Source organism: Kineococcus arenarius subsp. arenarius, assembly GCF_050871845.1.
Classification (GTDB): Bacteria; Actinomycetota; Actinomycetes; order Actinomycetales; family Kineococcaceae; genus Kineococcus.
This window is the reverse complement of record NZ_JBJLSE010000018.1, coordinates 24,524-40,329: the sequence shown is the minus strand read 5'-3', so window position 1 is coordinate 40,329 and position 15,806 is coordinate 24,524. Positions and strand designations below refer to the sequence as shown.

Below are 15,806 nucleotides of genomic sequence, written 5' to 3'. Positions count from 1 at the left end.
TACAGTTGGACTGCACCGTCTGGACGGTGCACCTCCGAGCCGACGACCGAGGACCTCCCCCGTGACCCTGCCCGCCCCCCGCGCCGGCGCCCGCCAGTGGGCCGCGCTGGCGGTGCTGATGCTGCCGGTGCTGCTCATCTCGGTGGACACCACCGTGCTGAGCTTCGCCGTCCCGCACCTGAGCACCGCCCTGGCGCCCACCGGCACGCAGCTGCTGTGGATCGTCGACGGCTACTCCCTGGCCATCGCCGGCCTGCTGGTCACGATGGGCGCCCTGGGCGACCGCTCCGGCCGGCGCCGGCTGCTGCTCGTCGGCGCCGCCGGGTTCGGCGCCGTCTCCGCGCTCGCGGCGTTCGCCCCCTCCGCGGAGGCGCTCATCGCCGCCCGCGTCGCGCTGGGCGTCTTCGGCGCCACCCTCATGCCGTCCACGCTGGCGCTGCTGCGCAGCGTCTTCCCGGACCGCGAGCAGCGGCGCACCGCCTTCGCGGTGTGGGCGGGCGCGTTCGCCGGCGGCGCCGCGCTGGGGCCCGTGGTGGGCGGGGTGCTGCTGGAGCGGTTCTGGTGGGGTTCGGTGTTCCTGGTCAACGTGCCGGTGGTGGCGCTGGTCCTGGTGCTGCTGCCGCTGCTGGTGCGCGAGTCGCGCTCGTCGGCGCCGGCGCGGCTGGACCCGCTCAGCGCCGCGCTCGCCACCGCGGCCATGACGGGCGTCGTCTACGGGGTCAAGGCGCTGGCCGACCACGGCCCGGGTGCCGCCTCGCTGCCGGCGCTCGCGGCGGGCGTCGCGCTGGGCGTGGTCTTCGTGCGGCGGCAGACGACGCTGGCCGAGCCGCTGCTGGACGTGGGGCTGTTCCGGCTGCCGGTGTTCCGCACCGCGGTGCTGGCCAACCTCATGAGCATCTGCGGGATGACGGGGATGCTCTTCGCCGTCTCGCAGTACCTGCAGCTGGTGCTGGGGCTGTCGCCGGTGCGCGCGGGCCTGCTGCTGCTGCCCGGCGCGGTGGTCTCGGTGGGTGCCGGGCTGCTGGCCGCGCGGCTGGCCCGGCGCGCGCGCCTGGACGTGCTCATCGCGACCGGTCTGCTGCTGGGCACCGCCGGCTACGCGGTGGCCGCCACCCTGGGGCCGGCCGACGACGGGGCCGTCACCCGCAGCGCGGTGCAGCTGGCGGTGGCGTTCGTGGTGCTGTCCGCCGGTGCGGGCCTGGCCGAGACCCTGACGAACGACGCGATCCTGTCCACCGCGCCCGCCGACCGCGCCGGCGCCGCCTCGGCGATCTCCGAGACGGCGTACGAGGTGGGCGCGGTGCTGGGCACGACGGTCCTGGGCAGCGTGCTCAACGCCGTCTACAGCGCGCAGGTGCGGGTGCCGGCGGCCGCGGGCGCCGGGCAGGTCACCGCCGCCACCGAGACCCTCGGCGGTGCGGTGGAGGTCGCCGGGCAGCTGCCGGGCGCCGCCGGGGCCGGACTGCTGGACTCCGCCCGCGAGGCCTTCGCGCACGGCCTGGACACCACGGCCGTGGCCGGTGCGGTGCTCACCGCGCTGGCCGCGCTGGTGGTGCACCGACAGCTGCGCCCGCGCGCGCTCGAGGCGCGCGCACCCGAGCACGCCCGGGTCTGAGGGCGGGCGCGGCGTCCGGCCGCACCCGTCCGCCCACCGCCTCGAAGAGCTGTGTAACGCCCGGGGGCGAGCAGCGATGTCACCGCTGAGCCCGGGGGGCTCGCGCCGCAGTCCGGGGGGACCTGCGGTGCGGGACGGGCTCGCAGGGGGGGAACACGGTGTCGCGCCTGGCGGCGGGGAAGGGCTGCCAGGCGCTGCACCGGGTCCCGCCGCACCGGACGGCGCCGTGACGACACCGGCGCGGTGCTCACCACCACCGCCACGAGCCGCGCACGACCGCGCCCGGGGCCCTCAGGGCGTGACGGCGGGCGCGGGGTTCGTCAGCAGTTCGGCGGCCCGGCGGCGGTGCAGGTCCTCGGCGGCGCGCAGCTGCCGCTCGGCGCGGTGCGGGAGCTCGCGCACCGCGCGCGCCCACTCGCCGCCGTCCGTGCGGTCGCCGGCGGCCTGGACGACCTCGACGGCGTCGGCGAGGACGCGGGCGGCGACCTGGCGCCGGTGCAGCCCGGCCAGCAGGTCCTCCAGCTCCAGCAGGGCCTGCACGGCGTCCTGGCGGGTGGACGGGGCGCTGGGGATGCGGTCCAGCACGGGCAGGCGGTGCAGCAGGGGCAGCAGCCGAGTGGCGCGGGTGGAGGCCCAGCCGGCGCCGAGGACCGCCCAGTCGGTGGGTGCGCCGAGGCGGCGCATCGCCGCGCGCACGGTGGCGCGGTCGGCACCGACCTGCCGGCGCAGGTCGGACAGCACGGCGCGCTCGGCGGCGAGGTCGGGGTCGCGGCAGGCGCGGCGCAGCTGGTCCAGCAGGGTGCCCACCCGGGCGAGCTGCTCGTTGAGGTAGGCGGCCAGCGCGGGGTCGACGGCCGCGCGCGGGGTCCGCAGGCGCATCAGCACCCGGGCGACGCTACGGGGAGGCGTGCGACCGGTCGAGCCCGGGGCGGGGCCGGGGGCGCGCGTGACCTTCACCCGTCCGGGTGGATGCCGCCGAACGGGTGGAAGCACTCCGGGGAGTGACGTAGCGTGCCTACGTAATCACTCACAGCTGATGCGGGGGAACCGATGGACGGCGCTCAGGGCGGTCTGCTCATGACCGACGGACCGGCGGTCGACACGACCGTGACGCTCATGCCCACGACCGGCGCCGTCGACACCGGGCCCCGCGTGCACACCGGCACCGTCCGTTCCTGGACCGCCGGCGCCGCCGGCCTCGTCGTGACCAGCCACGTCTCGGCCCCGCCCGCCACCGTGGAGGCACTGGACGGGCAGCGCGTGTGGGTGAGCACCGAGGCCGGCGAGGCGGGTGCCGTGGTCCCGCACGCCGTCTTCCAGGCCGTCGCCCAGGCGCACCGCGCCGACGAGCTGGCCCTGACCGGCGTGATGCTCCTGGCCTCCGAGACCCGCCGCGGCGCCGTGCGCGTGCCCGCCTCGCTGCCCGTGCACCTGACCACCACCGACGGCGTCGCCGACGCCCGCACCGTGGACCTGTCCCGCAGCGGCCTGCGCCTGGAGGCCGAGGACCTGCCCGCGGAGAACACCGAGGTGGACATCGCCCTCGAGCTCGAACGCGGCCTGGAGGTCCACGCCCGCGGCGAGGTCGTGCGGGTCGACGACGAGGCCCACGAGGCCGTCGTCCGCTTCGTCGGGCTCGACCAGGACGCCGCCGAGGTCCTCGAGCGCAGCGTCCTGTCGGAGCTGGCGAAGCAGAACCGGGGTTCCTGACCCCCGCGACGGTGGCCGGGCGGCCCCTCCCCCGCCCGGCCGCCCTCGGCGCCGCGGGGCCTCCCGGCGGCGGGTTTGGCGGCACGCGCAGGGGGTAGCCCCACCAGTGCGGTGCCGACCGCGCCGCGCGCCGAGACAGACCCACCGGAGGGATCGCCGTGCCCAAGCTGCCGCAGCCCGTGAACGACAACACCATCAAGGTCCGCCAGCTCAGCCACTACCAGTTCTCCTGGGTGGCCGGCGAGCCCGGCGAGAACGGCACGTACACCCTGCAGCTCGTCCTCGACGAAGGCGCGTGGGAGGAGGTCCTGACCGTCACGGCCGACGACGCCGACGCGCTGCAGGACCTGCTGGAGAACACGAAGGTCGTCCACTACGACATCGAGCGCCGCACGCTGATGTTCGGGGTCACGCCGACCGGTGAGTGAGCACGGCCGCTGGTGAGGCGGCGGCCCGGGGGGTCCGCGGGCGTTCTTCCCCAACACTCGAAGCCCCCCGGGCCGCCGTGACCAGTGGACCACGGACCGCGGCCGCGAGCCACCCCGGGGAACCCGGCCGCGGGGCTCACGTAGAACCGGTCCAGCGCCTGCGTCGCGGCGCGCCGGTCCTCCAGCACCGCGGCGGTCCCCCTGCGGGGAGGCAAGCTGTCGCGATGGCACACGGCGTGATCAAGGGTTTCAAGGCGGAGAAGGGCACCGGCGCCACCCGCGTACGCCGTCTCGGGCCCGGGGAGACGCCACTCCCGGCAGGGCCGTCTCCTCACCCGAAGCCGCAGCGACGCTGAGTCTCAGACCCGACCTTTCGCGCTTCTACTCGCTCATGCCGCTGACCAGCGTCAAGCGGAGCAGGCTCATGCGGTAGTGACCTCGCGGTAGTGCTCCACGGTGGGGAACGGGTCGTAGAAGTGGTGCAGCAACCGCCTCCACTCCTGGTACTGCGCTGATCCCCGGAAGCCCTCGGTGTGGTCCTCGAGGGTGTCCCACTGCACCAGCAGCAGGTAGGCGTCGGGACGCTCCACGCAGCGGGACAGCGTGAGGCGTCGGAAGCCGGGCATCGCGGAGATGATCGTCTTCGCCTTCGAGAAGGCGACCTCGAAGGCGTCGGTCTGACCGGGTCGGACGTCGAGGACGGCTTGCTCGAGGATCACGGTGTCCATCCTTCCCGATGGACGTGCGTTGGCGGGCGTGGGCACGACGACCGCTCGCTCATCCCGCCGTCCGCGCGCGATCGTGGTCGCTCGGCGACCTCACGGTCTTGTCGATGGCCGGACGCGTGCTCGAAGCGCCAGTGGTCCTCTCATCGCTGCCCAGGACGCACGATCCACCCACCGCTCGGGGCCGAAGCGGTGGGTGGCCACTCGGTGGGTGGCCACTCGGTGGGACTCGCCCGGCAGTCCCAGAGCACTGGCGGGCACAGCCTGCGCTCGACAAGCCGCCGCACCTCACGAAGGCTGAAGCGATGAGCCAGGAACGGTGGTGGCAGGCAACGAAGAAGCCCGGCACGTCGCTGGTGCTGGGACTGGTGTGGGCGGTGATCGCGATCGTGCAGTGGTGGTCGATCAGGGACCCTGGAGCCAGCCCGTGGCTATGGCTCAGCCGCGCAGGCAGCACCGGCATGGCCTTCTACTACCTGGCGGCCTGGGCAGCACGCCGGTCGAGAGAGCCGACCAGCCAGCCGCGCTGAGCACCCCCTACAGCCCTCGATCAGCCCTGATCCGACGCGCAGGACGAATCACTACGGCGCTGGTCTCGTGCGCTGGAGCCTGCTCGGACTCCCACTGCTGAGGGGATGTCGCCATGACCGTCGACGTCCGCGTGTGCTTCCTCGGCGACTCCTTCGTCGCCGGCGTCGGCGACCCGCAGCACCTGGGCTGGGCCGGACGCCTCGCCGCCCACAGCCACACCCGGGGGCAGGCGCTGACCGGCTGCAACCTCGGCGTCCGCCGCGACACCAGCACCGACGTCCTCGCGCGGTGGCGGGCCGAGTGCGCACCACGCCTGCCCTCCGGCTGCCGCAGCGGCATCGTGCTCTCCTGCGGCGTCGACGACACCACCCTCGACGGCCCCACCGGGCGGGGCGCACCGCGGGTGGCTCCCGACGTCTCCACCGCCAACCTCGCCGCCCTGCTCCAGCAGTTCCCGACCGCAGCCCGGTCGATCCTGGTGGTCGGGCCCCCACCCGTCGACGACGAGGAGCAGAACGAGCGCATCGCGGACCTGGACGCCGCCCACCCGGGCGCGGAGGGCTACCAGGTACTGACCGCACTGGTGCTGCCCGACTGGCAGACCTTCTCGGCCGGCTTGCAGACCTACCCGTCGCGTCCCTGACCGGCACCGGGGACACCACGCGGTGCGCGCGGTCGTGGCCCCGGTCGCACCTCCGTGGAACTCCGCAGGACGCGCCCCGGCTAGTCGTCGTCGCGGGAACCTCTGCCGCTCCACCCGCGCACCGCCAACCACGCGCCGCCGGCGACGGCCGCCCACGCGGGCAGCCGCAACCAGCTGGAGCCGTGGAAGAACCCCGCGTCGCTCGTCACCGGGTTCGGAGCGCCGGCGCGCAGGTTCGCCTCCACCGCGTGCAGCGCGATCCCGGCCACGATCAGCAGGGCGCCCGCGAGCAGCAGGCCGCCGTTGCGGCGGGCGGGGGCGCCGCGTCGGCGGGGTTTCCGATCCACCCCACGACCCTGCCCACGACCACCCCCGCCCGCACCCGCCGATCGTCGCCCTCGCGACCGTCCGCTCAGGCCGGGGTGGAGGCGTCCGCGTACCGCAGCACCGCGCCGATGCCCTCGACGAGGTCGGGGCGCTCGGCGACCAGCTCGATCTCGGCGTCCGAGGCCGCCAGCGCCCGCACGACCGCGGCGTCCGCGCGCACCTCGACCGGGTCGGTGGCGCCCAGCGCGCGCACCTCGTCCGCGGAGGTCCCGATCTCCAGCGGGGACGCACCGACCCAGAGGGTCTTGGAGTCCTCGCCGGGGTTCGGGTCGTCGCGCAGCAGCACGGTGCGCACCTGGCCGCGGCGCAGCGCGTCCACCACCGGCGCCAGGCCCTTCACCGCGCGACCGCCGCGGCCGACCTCCTGCTCGAACTCGTCGACGACGGCGTCGCGGCGGCGGCGGCGGACCTCCTCCAGCGCCTCGGCGACGGCGGCGTTGAACGACTCCTCGTTCACGCCGGCGTGCCGGCTGCCGCCGGGAACGTCGACGAGCAGCTCCAGCACCTGCTTGGCGGCCTTGCCGCGCAACGCGGCCGCAGCCTTGGTGTCACCGGTCAGCAGCACCACTTCGGGGTGCTGCTGACGCACGATCGTGTGCAGCTCCTCGGCGACGGCGGCGGCGTTGTGGTCCCAGGAGTCCTGCACGGCGTGCTGGTAGCGCAGGTGCGCCCAGCCCCCGCCGGGGATCTTGTGCAGCAGGTCGTGCCCGGCGGTGACCTCGCGGACCTCCGCGCTGCCGCGGGGGGCGTCGGAGCTGGTGACGGTGATGTCGGCGCCTGCGCGGTCCAGCTCCACCAGCACGTAGCGCACGTCGTCGGCCAGGGAGCGCACCAGCGGCATGAGGTTCGCCACCGGGCCGGTCGTGGCCTCGTCCTGGGCGGGCGGGTCCGGCAGCAGCACGTCGATCTCGATGCCGTCCGCAGAGGCGATGAGCGCCCGGCCGACCGGCCCGCCGACCTCGGCCGGCGTCGTGGCGATCCCGTCCAGGGCCGCCAGCGCCGGTTCGGGGGCGCCCTGCCCGGCGAGCGCCTCGCGGGCGTCCTTCCAGCGCACCTCCATCTCGTGCTCGCCCTTCTCCCGGTTGCGGGAGACGTCGACGTAGACGCAGACGTGCGGGCCGGGATCGGTGGCGACGGGCTTGAGCCAGTCCAGCTTCACGGACGAGTCCTCCTCAGCGAGCTTCGACAGGACGTGTTCTCGGCTCTTACCCAGCGTGGCGAGCGTCAACCCCGCGACACGCCGCCCACGGGCCCGGTGTACGTCCAGCGCCCGCCGTCGCGACGGAACGCGGAGACCTCGTGCTGCACGTCGCGCCGGCCGCCGTCGCGGGCGTGGGCCTCGAACTCCACGGTGCCGGTGTCGTCGAAGGGACCGCCGCCGGTGGTGGCGAGCACGAGCAGGCGACGCCAGCGCCCGCCGCTGCCGGTCACGTCCAGGTCGGCCGGGCGGGTGGCGGGGTCCCACGTGCGCAGCAGGTGCGCGGCGTCCTCGCGGATGAAGGCGGTGTAGCGCGAGCGCATCAGGGCCTCGGCGGTGGGGGCGTGCTCGCCGGCGTGGAACCGCCCGCAGCACGCCTCGTACGGCTCGCCCCACCCGCACGGGCAGGGTGCCAGGTCGTCGATCTCGCGCACGTGCCCACCCTGCCACTCCCTCCTGCCCCGGGGACCTGGCCGCGTACCTGCACGGGCCGGGCACCCAGGAGGAGCACGTGTACGCCGGGCGCTCCGGGGGTGCGGTCATCGGCGGCAACGTGTGCCTGGACGGCAGCCGGGACGGCACCACGTGGGCGTGGATCCTGACCGACGGAGCCCGCACCAGGGCGGACATCACCCGCCCGATCTGGCACGCCTCGCTGCGCTGCGCACCAGGCGACCGCACGCTCACCGATGATGAGTGGGCGCAGGCGGCGGCGGTGTTCGCCGAGGCGATGGGCTTCGTGGACCGCATCGGCTCGGACGTGCCGTGGCAGGAGCGTGCGACGCAGCCGTGGGTGGTGGTGCGCCACGGTGCCGACCACGTGCACCTGGCGGTCTCGCGGGTGGGCTTCGACGGGCGGGTCTGGCACGCCCGGCAGGACTACCGCCAGGCGCAGGCGGCGTGCGCGCAGCTGGAGCAGATGTACGGGCTGAGCGTGGCGCCGCGGACGTCCACGAAGGAGACGCAGCGAGTCGCGGATCACCAGCTGAGCGCGGGGGAGTGGCGGCGCGGGCAGCGCACCGGGGCGGCCCCGGAGCGGGTGCAGCTGGCCGAGCGGGTACGCGCCGCCGTCGAGGCCGCAGCAGGTGCGGGGCGCGAGGGTTTCGAGGCCGCGCTGGAGCGCGCGGGGGTGGGCTACCGCGCCAACGTCGCGGGCAGCGGGCGGGTCAGCGGGTACTCCTTCACCCTGCCCGGGCACACCGATGCGCAGGGGGAGGCGGTGTGGTTCCGCGCCTCGCAGCTGGACCGTGCCCTGTCGTGGTCGAAGGTCGCCCCGGTGCTTCAGACGCCCGTGGCGGCGCCAGCGGTGCAGGTGCCGAAGAAGGCGCTGGAGTCCCGCGCCCGGCACGAGCGGCGCGTGGAGCAGGCGCAGGCCGAGGCCGAGGCACAGCAGGCTGCGCAGCGTCTGGACGCGCTGCCGACGGTGGTCGCCACGCGGGTGAGCGGCGACGACGCGTGGTGGGCGCAGCGACGGCGAGGCGGCCGGTGCGGCCATCGCCCAGCGCGGGCAGCTGGAGAAGCAGGTGGACTTCCTGCGCCGGATGCACCAGGACGCCCTGGAGCACCAGGGCCGCCAGGGCCGCACCCCGGGCCGGGCGCAGCAGGCCGCGGCGAAGGCAACCACCCGGGCCGCGCAGGCGAGCCCGAACCGCACGGCCAACGACTCCCCGCGCGATGCCGGGCGCGCTGCAGGCTTCGACCGCTCTTAGCCTGACTGACGTGCAGCAGGCGCGCAGAGACGTCAGGACCCGCCCGGTCCTGCTGCGCGTGCTGCTCGTCGTGGCCGTCGTGGTGGGTTTGTGCTCCATGCACGTGCTGGCCGCCGCGGTCAGCCAGCACCACGCCGCGGTCCACGAGACATCGAGGCCCACGGTGGTTGCAGCCGCAGCAGATCCTGCTGCCGGTACGGCTGGCGGATCCGGCTCCTCAGCCGGTCACGAGGCAGCGTCCGCGGCGCCTCACCAAAGCTCCTCGCGCGCTGGTGCGCCCACCTTCGCCGGCGCCGTGCACGCCGGCGTGCAAGCGGTTGACGATCACCACGACCACCACGGGATGCTCGACTGCGTGCTGTTCCTCAGTGCCGGCATCGCGATGCTGCTGGTGCTGGTGGCCTGGGCAGCTCGCTGCGCGCTGCGCCGCTCGTACTGGCTGCTGCCCGCGTGGCGGCGTGCGCTGCTCACGCTCACGCCCTGGCGTGGCCCACCGCCGTGGCGATGGCCACGCATCAGTCTTTGCGTGATCCGGGTTTAGACCGAGCGAACGCGCCCGGCTGCTCGATGCGATCGACGCATCAGCGGCTCGCGGTGCTGCTTCGTCATGCCTGAACCCCACCTCGTGCAAGGAGCTTTCGCGTGCGTACCACCTTTGTGTCCACCCACCTCGCTGCCGTGGTTCCCACCCGGACCAGCCCCCCTGCGTGGCGGCGTTTCGGTGTCCTGGCCGCGGCCGGGGCCTTGTCACTGACCTTGACCGCCTGCGGTGGCCAGGACGCTGGATCGATGGACCACTCCGCCATGGGCGCCTCCTCGGCCGAAGCCTCGCCGAGCTCCACAGCCAGCACCCCGGCCAGTGCCACGACCGGCTCGAGCACCGCGGTCGAGGCCGAGCACAACGACCAGGACGTGATGTTCGCCCAGATGATGCTCGTGCACCACCAAGGCGCGATCGAGATGGCGCAGATGGCCACCACCCAAGCCTCCGACCAGGAGGTCAAGACGCTGGCTGCGGCCATCGAGGCCACTCAGCAGCCGGAGATCGAGCAGATGACGTCCTGGCTGCAGACCTGGGGCGAGCCGGTCGAAGCGGGCTCCTCCGTGAGCGGTGACACGAGCGGCGACATGAGTGGCGGCATGGACGGCATGGACGGCATGGACCACTCGATGGCCGGGATGATGAGCGAGGAGCAGATGACGCAGCTGCACAACGCCACCGGCGCCGACTTCGACCGCATGTTCTTGCAGTTGATGATCGAGCACCACGCCGGCGCGGTGCGCATGGCCGAGATCGAACAGCAGTACGGCCTGAACACCCAGGCGCTGGAGTTGGCCGACTCCATCGTGATCTCGCAGAACGCCGAGATCGACCAGATGAAGCAGATGCTGGCAGCGATGGGCTGAGCCCACCCAGTAGTGCCTGATCGTCGCTGAGCGCCGGCACCGGTTGCCGGCAGCACCCACGACGGCATCCACGGCGAGCACCGTCGGCCCCACCCGCACGACCGGTCGGGCCGACGGTGCCGGCGAGGACCAGCACAAGCCGGCAGATGTCGAAGAGGGCGAGAGGCAGGGCCCCTTCGGCGTGCCGCCCGTCCTGCGGCAGACCTGCCGACCCCTCCCGCCGGAATACCCCCGGGGGGTACCTGCTTGCAGGAAGGTGCCGCATCCGGCACGGGGGCTGCCCCGGGCATGCGCCTGCAGCAGCCCTCGGAGCTTTCCCCGCCCCGCCTCCAAGGAGAAGCCGTGATCCAGGACATCGCCCTGACCGACGGACCCGTCCAGACCAGCACCGGGTGCGCCTGCTGCGCCCCGGCCCAGGATGCAGCCGACACGACCGCCAGCCCGGCCATCGCCAGTCCGGTGCTCGGCAGCCCGGTCACCGGCCAGGACCCCGGGTCCCGGGAGGTGAGTGCGGTCTACGGCGTCTCCGGGATGACCTGCGGCCACTGCGTGGCCGCCGTGCGCGGGGAGCTCAGCGCCCTGGCCGGTGTCACCGACGTCGAGGTCGACCTCGTCGCCGGCGGCACCTCGACGGTGACCATCACCGCCACCGCCCCGCTGGAGCAGGCGGCCGTGGCCGCCGCCGTCGACGAAGCCGGCTACGCGCTGGCTGCTCCGCCCCGCTGACTCCACCGCTGACCTTCGCCACCGTCTCGACGCCCTCGAGGAGGCCGTGATGTCCCACGACCACACCGGTCCGCACACCGGTCCGCACACCGGTCCGCACACCGCCGGCTCACCGGCCGCTCAGCACCAGCAGGTGGACGGCCTCAGCGTCCACCGCACCGGCGCCGGTCGGGAAGCCCGCGCCGGGCACAGCACCCACGTGGAGCACGGCTCGGGGCACGGCTCGGGGCACGGCTCGGGGCACGGTTCGTCCCGTGGTGCGACGTCGTGGGCGATGGCCGCCCAGGCCACGCTGCACTGCCTGACCGGCTGCGCCGTCGGCGAGGTCCTGGGCATGGTCATCGGCACCGCGCTGGGCTGGGGCGCGGTGGCCACCATCGCCCTGGCGGTCGCCCTCGCCTTCGTCTTCGGCTACGCGCTGACCGTGCGGGGGGTGCTCAAGGCCGGCGTGGACTTCCGCACCGCGCTGAAGGTCGCCCTGGCCGCCGACACCGTCTCCATCGCCGTCATGGAGGTCATCGACAACACCGCCATGCTGGCCATCCCCGGCGCCATGCACGCCGGCGTGGCCAGCTGGGTCTTCTGGGCCTCCCTGGCCGGCGCCCTGGCCCTGGCCTTCGTGATCACCACGCCGGTCAACCGGTGGATGATCTCCCGCGGCAAGGGCCACGCCGTGGTCCACGCCTACCACCACTAGGCAGCACTGAGCAGTACCAGCGCACGACCCGGCACCACCGGTCCCGGCGACGCCGAGTCCGCTGGTGCTGGGTCCGGTGGTGCTGGGTCCGGTGCTGTCTGCCTCACCCCAGCCCGACTCGCCGGTGCCGTCGCGGCACCGACCGAGGTCGGCGCGCTCCGAGCCGAGGAGGATCGATGACCGCACACCCCAGCGGGCGAGGCCGGCCCCTGCTGCGGACCGCCGCGCTCAGCGCCGCGGTCCTGCTGGCCGGTTGCGCCGGTGCCGAACCCGCAGCCGTGCAGCACCGCGGCGGTGACTCTGAGCGCAGTGACAGTGAACGCGGTGAGGGTGGGCACGCCGCTGCCGCCGCTGCTGCCACCGCCTTGCCCAGTGCTCACGTGCACGGCGTGGCCGTCGACCCCGCCGACGGCCGGGTGCACCTGGCCACCCACGACGGGCTCTTCCGCTACGAGGAGACCGGCCCGGTGCGAGTGGGGCCCGTCATCGACCTGATGGGCTTCACCGTCGCAGGCCCGGACCACTTCTACGCCTCGGGCCACCCCGGTCCCGGCGTGGACCTGCCCGATCCGGTGGGTCTGATCGAGTCCACCGACGGCGGGCGCACCTGGCAGGTGCTCTCACGGCAGGGGCACTCGGACTTCCACGCCCTGGCAGCCTCCGACGCCGGCGTCGTCGGCTTCGACGGCGCTCTGCGCTCGAGCCCGGACGGGACGACGTGGCACGTCCTGGACGCTCCCGTCGAACCGCACGACCTGGCCGCCTCCCCCGACGGGGCCGTGCTGATCGGAACCAGCGAGACCGGCCCGGTCCGCTCCACCGACGCCGGGCGCACCTGGTCGGCGATCGAGGAGGCGCCGCTGCTGCAGCTGGTGGACTTCGCCGGTGGCACCACCGTCGTAGGGGTGAGCCCGGACGGGACGGTGGCGCTGAGCACCGACGCCGGCGCGACGTGGAGCACACGGGGGCGGGTCCCGGGAGCACCGCAGGCGGTGGGCGCCGACCTGCAGCCCGACGGCACAGCGCGCCTGCTGGTGGTCACCGACGCAGGCGTCCACGACTCCCGCGACGACGGGGTGAGCTTCACCCCGCTCCCCGCCTGAGGAAGACGACGGGGACGAGGACGTGTCGCACCGGTCACTCGTCCTCGGCGCCGCTGGCGTCGGCCAGGACCGTTAAAAAGGGGCGGTTCGGGTCGAGCCGTCCCGCGGCGCCCGTGCCGAGCGACCCCACAAGCACCTCAGCGATCGCCCCTCGTCGCCTCCCCAGGTCGAACGGTAAGGACCGTTCCGGTGCGGGAGAGCCTGGAGGGCCGTGTCTGACCGGTGAGGGCTGGTTGTGGTGCAGTGATGTTGCTTGACCAAGATGGACCCATGCGCGAGGAAGATCAAAAATCAGGGCAGGGCGATCAGCCTTCGGCTCAGTACGTCGAGCCCACCAGCGGGCTCGGGCGGCAGTTGGCGGACCTGGCGCAAGAGCTGCACGGGCATGAAGACCCTCAAGCGGTGATGGAGCGCATCGTGGCCGCAGCAGCCGCGCTGGTGCCCGGCGCTGAGGACGCCACCCTCACCCGGGTGCGCGGTCAGCACGTGACCTCCGCGGCCGCCACTGATGAGCGCGGCCGGGGCCTGGACGCGCTGCAGGATCAGATCGGTGAAGGTCCCTGCCTGGACACGCTCTTCGCGCAGGAGGTGGTCCGGGTGGATGACCTGAGCACCGATGCGCGCTGGCCGCAGCTGGCCGGGCGCGCCGGTGAGGTGGGTCTGCGCAGCATGCTGTGCCTGCGCCTGTACGTCGCCGGCAACAACCTCGGCGCGCTGGACCTGCTCGCGGCGGCACCGCACGCCTTCGATGAGGAGTCCGCGGAGGTCGGGCAGCTCTTCGTCGCGCACGCCGCAACCGCGCTGGCCGCCACCGAGCAGGTGAACAACCTGCAGGTCGCCATCGCCAGCCGCGACGTGATCGGGCAGGCCAAGGGCATCCTCATGGAGCGCTTCAAGATCACCGCTGATCAGGCGTTCGCGCTGCTGACGCGCGTCAGCCAGGAGCGCAACCGCAAGCTGCGCGAGGTCGCCGACGAGCTCGCCGCGACCGGCCAGTTGCGCCAGTGAGCACCGTGCAGTGAGCACCGTCAGTGAGTGCCGCCGTAGCCGGGCGCTGACACCTTCCGCAGGGCTCCTCGGTGAGGTGTGCTCGGCTGCCGCGACGGCGGGCGTGCGAGTGAGCGTCGCGATGAGCTGGTACCGAGAAGACGTGCCCGGTGCCGCTAGTCCTTGTGCCCCTACCCCGCTCGTACTCCGCCAAGCGCGAAGATCACCGCAGCTGGGGGGCGGTGCCGTGTGTCCACGCGCTGCGCGGTGCGCTCACGACGTCGGCTCGTGCTTTGCCACCTCGTGCTTCGGCACCTCGCACCACACCTGCGTGCACCCCGGCAGCTGGTGCCAGCCCCACTGCCGGCTCAACTCGTTCAGCAGCACGACTGCCTCGTCGGCCACGTCGACGCTCACCGGCCCGGCCAGGTCGACCAGGACGGTGAGCCGGTCGGGGTGCTCGTGCACCGCTAGGGCCAAGACCTGGTGCACGCGCCCACCGACGGCCATCAACTCCGCTGCTGCCTGCACCAGGTCGTCAGCGCGCTCTTCCTGCATGCCGCTCTGCCGGGCGTACAGGCTGAGGAAGCGTCGAGCCTGTGCGAACGCGTCGGCATCAGGGGCCAGCTTCAGGTAGACCTTGTCTGCGGCATCTGGGTCAGGACTCACGGTGGATCTCTTCCTGAGTGCGGGGTTGGCGTGCTGTGGTACCCGACACCTTCCGGGTGCCACCCGGCGCGGCGCGCTCTGATCACGCCGATGCAGGCACCCCGCCCCGTGCCGATCCTCATCGTTGATCAGCCAGCTCGTTGGCGCTCAGCGCCCGGTACAGCGTGGCACGCGAGACGCCCACGGCTTCAGCGGCCTCACGGGTGGTGCGCCCTTCGGCGAGCAGGCCGCGGGCGGCGGCCAGCTTCGCCGGGGTCATCACCGCCGGGCGTCCTCCGCGCCGCCCGCGGGCGGCGGCCGCTTCCAGGCCGGCGGTGGTGCGCTCACGCAGCAGGTCGCGCTCGAACTCCCCCAGCGCCCCGAAGAGGTGCAGCACCAGGCGTCCGGTGGCGGTGGTGGTGTCGATGGACTCGCTCAAGGACCGGAAGCCCACTCCCCTGCCGTCCAGCTCATCGATGAGCTGGAGGAGGTGGCGCAGGGATCGGGCCAGGCGGTCCAGGCGCCAGACGACCAGGACGTCGCCGGGCCCGAGGCGGGCCAGGACATCGCCCAAGGCGGGTCGGGCGGCCAAGGCGCCGGAGGCGGTGTCGGTCCAGACCCGGTAGCAGCCGGCGGCGGCCAGGGCGTCGTGCTGCAGGGCGGGGTCCTGGGCGGTGGTGGAGACGCGCGCGTAGCCGAGCAGGTGGCCGGGGCGGCGGCTGGGCTCTGGGCGTGAGGCGGGGGCGGACACGGTCGGGACCGTCTCAGAAAGCGCCCACACGCCGCTGGTGAGACAGAAGTTGTGGACACGGGTTCTGAGACGGCGTGTCGTGGCGTGGCGGCCTCTCCCCCGCGATGTCTCAGAACCGGTCAGCCCCAGACCAGGTGCCCCCCTGTCGAAATCACCTCGACCATGCTCTGGAAGTCGGTGCTACGGGGATCAGGCGTGATCCCGTGTCGCCGCATGCTCCTCTCCAGAGCTGGCTTAACCTGATCGGCACCGCGACCCCGGTATGGGGACATGTCCTGATCGATCACCTTCACGGTTCGCTTCACGGCGTCGCCCGCCGCACGCTGCAACGCCTTCTCGTCCATCTCGAACTTGGTCATGCGGGCAAGGTAGGCGCCATAACCGACAACGGCGCCTTCTTTGCCGCGCCGCAGGTGGAACCTCAACCGGACGCAGCGCCGCGGGCTGGTCGTCACCTGTTCGTGCAACAGTCCCTCTTCGTCCGCGGACACGAATGCGCTGCTGAGCGTGCGGGTTGACCTCGCCCCAGGGGCGACGTCGA

Annotated in this window: 20 protein-coding genes; 12 read left to right on the top strand and 8 right to left on the bottom strand. The window is 73.6% G+C overall.

The window, feature by feature from the left end; genetic code table 11:
- Positions 1 to 61: 61 nt before the first annotated feature.
- Complete coding sequence (locus ACRYM0_RS07090) at positions 62 to 1,615, top strand: MFS transporter (RefSeq protein WP_432503472.1); 1,554 nt, start codon at positions 62 to 64, stop codon at positions 1,613 to 1,615.
- Between the two features lie 291 nt (positions 1,616 to 1,906).
- Here ACRYM0_RS07090 and ACRYM0_RS07085 read toward each other — a convergent pair whose 3' ends face one another.
- Entirely contained in the window at positions 1,907 to 2,500 is a 594-nt protein-coding gene (locus ACRYM0_RS07085; RefSeq protein WP_432503471.1) for a hypothetical protein, read from the bottom strand.
- 192 nt (positions 2,501 to 2,692) lie between these two features.
- Between ACRYM0_RS07085 and ACRYM0_RS07080 the strand changes: the two genes are divergently transcribed.
- Both ACRYM0_RS07080 and ACRYM0_RS07075 read left to right on the top strand, forming a co-directional pair.
- Positions 2,693 to 3,325: a PilZ domain-containing protein gene (locus tag ACRYM0_RS07080; protein ID WP_432503469.1), complete on the top strand. Its 633-nt coding sequence runs from the start codon at positions 2,693 to 2,695 to the stop codon at positions 3,323 to 3,325.
- A gap of 158 nt (positions 3,326 to 3,483) precedes the next feature.
- Positions 3,484 to 3,753, top strand: coding sequence for a hypothetical protein (locus ACRYM0_RS07075; protein WP_432497947.1), 270 nt, complete (start codon positions 3,484 to 3,486; stop codon positions 3,751 to 3,753).
- 422 nt (positions 3,754 to 4,175) lie between these two features.
- Here the strand turns inward: ACRYM0_RS07075 and ACRYM0_RS07070 are convergent, their stop codons facing one another.
- Positions 4,176 to 4,481 (bottom strand): antibiotic biosynthesis monooxygenase family protein, encoded by a 306-nt coding sequence (locus ACRYM0_RS07070; RefSeq protein ID WP_432503467.1) that lies wholly within the window; start codon positions 4,479 to 4,481, stop codon positions 4,176 to 4,178.
- 302 nt (positions 4,482 to 4,783) lie between these two features.
- Here ACRYM0_RS07070 and ACRYM0_RS07065 point away from each other — a divergent pair, with 302 nt between their 5' ends.
- Complete coding sequence (locus ACRYM0_RS07065) at positions 4,784 to 5,008, top strand: hypothetical protein (protein ID WP_432503465.1); 225 nt, start codon at positions 4,784 to 4,786, stop codon at positions 5,006 to 5,008.
- Positions 5,009 to 5,121: 113 nt separating this feature from the next.
- A complete protein-coding gene (locus ACRYM0_RS07060) occupies positions 5,122 to 5,652 on the top strand; it encodes a GDSL-type esterase/lipase family protein (protein ID WP_432503462.1) in 531 nt (176 codons plus the stop codon).
- Positions 5,653 to 5,732: 80 nt separating this feature from the next.
- Here the strand turns inward: ACRYM0_RS07060 and ACRYM0_RS07055 are convergent, their stop codons facing one another.
- The 3 genes from ACRYM0_RS07055 to ACRYM0_RS07045 form a co-directional block, all read right to left on the bottom strand.
- The gene (locus ACRYM0_RS07055) at positions 5,733 to 5,999 is read right to left on the bottom strand and encodes a hypothetical protein (protein ID WP_432503460.1); all 267 of its coding nucleotides are present in this window, start codon (positions 5,997 to 5,999) and stop codon (positions 5,733 to 5,735) included.
- Positions 6,000 to 6,064: 65 nt separating this feature from the next.
- Entirely contained in the window at positions 6,065 to 7,198 is a 1,134-nt protein-coding gene (locus ACRYM0_RS07050) for a baeRF2 domain-containing protein (protein WP_432503458.1), read from the bottom strand.
- A gap of 65 nt (positions 7,199 to 7,263) precedes the next feature.
- Positions 7,264 to 7,671: a YchJ family protein gene (locus tag ACRYM0_RS07045; protein WP_432503456.1), complete on the bottom strand. Its 408-nt coding sequence runs from the start codon at positions 7,669 to 7,671 to the stop codon at positions 7,264 to 7,266.
- Between the two features lie 77 nt (positions 7,672 to 7,748).
- Between ACRYM0_RS07045 and ACRYM0_RS07040 the strand changes: the two genes are divergently transcribed.
- The 7 genes from ACRYM0_RS07040 (at position 7,749) to ACRYM0_RS07010 (ending at position 13,887) form a co-directional block, all read left to right on the top strand.
- On the top strand, positions 7,749 to 8,951 hold the full coding sequence (locus tag ACRYM0_RS07040) for a relaxase/mobilization nuclease domain-containing protein (RefSeq protein WP_432503453.1): 1,203 nt from the start codon (positions 7,749 to 7,751) through the stop codon (positions 8,949 to 8,951).
- 5 nt (positions 8,952 to 8,956) lie between these two features.
- On the top strand, positions 8,957 to 9,487 hold the full coding sequence (locus ACRYM0_RS07035) for a hypothetical protein (RefSeq protein WP_432503451.1): 531 nt from the start codon (positions 8,957 to 8,959) through the stop codon (positions 9,485 to 9,487).
- Between the two features lie 248 nt (positions 9,488 to 9,735).
- Complete coding sequence (locus tag ACRYM0_RS07030; protein WP_432503449.1) at positions 9,736 to 10,353, top strand: DUF305 domain-containing protein; 618 nt, start codon at positions 9,736 to 9,738, stop codon at positions 10,351 to 10,353.
- A gap of 342 nt (positions 10,354 to 10,695) precedes the next feature.
- Positions 10,696 to 11,079, top strand: a complete 384-nt coding sequence (locus tag ACRYM0_RS07025; RefSeq protein WP_432503446.1) for a cation transporter — start codon at positions 10,696 to 10,698, stop codon at positions 11,077 to 11,079.
- Between the two features lie 49 nt (positions 11,080 to 11,128).
- Positions 11,129 to 11,776 (top strand): DUF4396 domain-containing protein, encoded by a 648-nt coding sequence (locus tag ACRYM0_RS07020; protein WP_432503444.1) that lies wholly within the window; start codon positions 11,129 to 11,131, stop codon positions 11,774 to 11,776.
- Between the two features lie 176 nt (positions 11,777 to 11,952).
- Positions 11,953 to 12,879 (top strand): F510_1955 family glycosylhydrolase, encoded by a 927-nt coding sequence (locus ACRYM0_RS07015; protein ID WP_432503441.1) that lies wholly within the window; start codon positions 11,953 to 11,955, stop codon positions 12,877 to 12,879.
- A 270-nt stretch (positions 12,880 to 13,149) separates the two neighbouring features.
- Positions 13,150 to 13,887, top strand: a complete 738-nt coding sequence (locus ACRYM0_RS07010) for a GAF and ANTAR domain-containing protein (protein WP_432503438.1) — start codon at positions 13,150 to 13,152, stop codon at positions 13,885 to 13,887.
- A 252-nt stretch (positions 13,888 to 14,139) separates the two neighbouring features.
- On the opposite strand, the gene ACRYM0_RS07005 is transcribed toward ACRYM0_RS07010, so the two are convergent.
- From ACRYM0_RS07005 to ACRYM0_RS06995, 3 genes are all read right to left on the bottom strand, one after another.
- Entirely contained in the window at positions 14,140 to 14,535 is a 396-nt protein-coding gene (locus ACRYM0_RS07005; RefSeq protein ID WP_432503435.1) for an ATP-binding protein, read from the bottom strand.
- A gap of 118 nt (positions 14,536 to 14,653) precedes the next feature.
- Complete coding sequence (locus tag ACRYM0_RS07000) at positions 14,654 to 15,217, bottom strand: recombinase family protein (protein WP_432503503.1); 564 nt, start codon at positions 15,215 to 15,217, stop codon at positions 14,654 to 14,656.
- A gap of 167 nt (positions 15,218 to 15,384) precedes the next feature.
- Complete coding sequence (locus ACRYM0_RS06995; protein WP_432503432.1) at positions 15,385 to 15,756, bottom strand: hypothetical protein; 372 nt, start codon at positions 15,754 to 15,756, stop codon at positions 15,385 to 15,387.
- Positions 15,757 to 15,806: the final 50 nt, after the last annotated feature.